At 40.9% G+C, this 1,904-nt stretch carries 2 protein-coding genes and 1 pseudogene; all 3 read left to right on the top strand.

Going from position 1 to position 1,904, the window contains the following annotated elements; translation table 11 throughout:
• The first annotated feature begins 108 nt into the window (after window positions 1–108).
• Window positions 109–546: a GNAT family N-acetyltransferase gene (locus R7F67_RS23815; RefSeq protein WP_258647144.1), complete on the top strand. Its 438-nt coding sequence runs from the start codon at window positions 109–111 to the stop codon at window positions 544–546.
• Window positions 547–686: 140 nt separating this feature from the next.
• Window positions 687–1,142 (top strand): annotated as a pseudogene (locus R7F67_RS23810) (N-acetyltransferase family protein); the annotation flags it as partial.
• Between the two features lie 153 nt (window positions 1,143–1,295).
• Window positions 1,296–1,697 (top strand): HIT family protein, encoded by a 402-nt coding sequence (locus R7F67_RS23805; protein WP_017636213.1) that lies wholly within the window; start codon window positions 1,296–1,298, stop codon window positions 1,695–1,697.
• The last annotated feature ends 207 nt before the right edge of the window (window positions 1,698–1,904 follow it).

Raw genomic sequence — 1,904 nt, 5'->3', positions numbered from 1 at the left:
CTATGCGTTGCGTTTAGTGTTTAAGGTGGTATGCGGCGGCATCGGTATTGCGTTGCTCACACCTTAACAGGGCGTTATAAGCTTCCATTAATAATTAGTCTGGAGAGTATCTTGTTTGTAACTCGTCAAGCTGAAGTTGAAGATTACGATTTCTTGTTTCATCTCAAGAAAGTGGCGGAATATGAACCAATCAAAGCTATCTTTGGCTGGGATGAAAATGTCCAAATTGAAATCCATCGTAGCGAGTGGGAAGAATCTAAGCCAACTATCATTGAGGTTAACGGCTTTAGTGTTGGTAGCTACCTAGTACAATATAAATCTGACCATTTGTATTTTGGTCGTTTTTTCTTGCTGCCAGAATATCAAGGTAATGGTATCGGTAGCCAAGTTTTGAGCACGGTTATCCAACTTGCACAAGAAAAATCTTTGCCGGTAAAGCTCTGCTATTTACAAGGAAATCGAGTAGGGCAACTGTATAAAAGGTTTGGGTTTGAAGTAACCGCTCAAGATAGTCAGTTTGTGCACATGTTGAAGCCACGCTTATAACAAAGCATTTAAGACGGATTCACAACGCTCGGCATTTTTGGTTTGCTTCAATTTTAGTGTTTACGGCACAATACCTTAAGTTCAGTGGTCTGCGTTGCTCACCACTTAATGCGGCGTTATGTGCTTTGGTGGAAATGAATATGGAAATCACAATCAGGCGTATCGAAACAGAAAGCATTGAGGACAAAGGTATATTCGAGGCTTTGTTTAGAGAGTACCTATCTGAACTCTCAGTTGAGCTAGATCTCTCAGTAATTGCTCAGCTATTTTCATTGCCTTATTTCCACGGATTTATCAGTTTTGTCGACGATAAGCCCGCCGGTTTTGCGGTTTGCTTTGAATCGTTCTCAACTTATCGTGCGCAAAGAGTGATGAATATCCATGACTTTATGGTGTCGGACAACTTTCGTAGTAAAGGTGTTGGCAATGCGCAGATGAATGGTATCGAACAGTATTGTCGTGATAATGATTACCTCAAAATCACATTAGAGGTCGGTGATGATAATGTTGCAGCTAAAAAGCTCTACAGTTCATTGGGCTACGAAGATTACAGAGTAGTTTTGAAAGGGCAGCAACATTGGCATAAGTACCTCAATTTGCACGCACATAACAAACTGTTCAAGAGGGATTCGCAATGCGTGGCATTTTCACTATGCGTTGGTTTTAGTATTTAAGGTGGTATGCGGCAGCATCGGTATTGCGTTGCTCACCCCTTAACAGGGCGTTAGCATACTTTGATAGGAGTTCAGATGACTACGATAGTCGAACAAATTGTTAATCGTGAAATTGACTCGGTCATCGTGTATGAATCTGACCAAGTTATAGCTTTTGCAGATCATGACCCAATCAACTTTGGACATATTTTAATCTGTCCTAAGACTCAATATCGTACTTTCATCGACTTGCCTGAGTCTGTGTTTTTAGAGATCACCGACGTTGCAAGAGATTTATATAAACGTATAGAAGCTAAGTTCAATCCCGATGGTATCGGCTTTATGCAAAACAATGGAGAGGCACCTCATTTCAACGAGCTCGATCACTACCATTTGCATATTTTCCCTAGGTTCCATGGCGACCAGTACGGTTGGGTTAGTAGTGAACTTGGAATTCAAACTATGGATAAACTAAGAGAATCACTTAAAGAACTATGAGCATTTAAAAAGTATGCTAACAAATTGTTCAAGAGTGATTCGGCACGCGTGGCATTTTGACTATGCGTTGGTTTTAGTGGTTAAGGTGGTATGCGGAAGCTTCGGTATTGCGCGCCTCACACCTTAACAAGGCGTTATGTAGCAAGGAGGATAGATATGCTTAAGTTCATGAATAAAAAGGCTTATGTTCAGTCAGTGGCTAAAGAT

It is taken from the genome of Vibrio sp. YT-17, from assembly GCF_033337375.1.
Classification (GTDB): Bacteria; Pseudomonadota; Gammaproteobacteria; order Enterobacterales; family Vibrionaceae; genus Vibrio; species Vibrio alginolyticus.
Note: the sequence above shows the minus strand (reverse complement) of the source record. Positions and strands in the feature narration are given on the sequence as shown.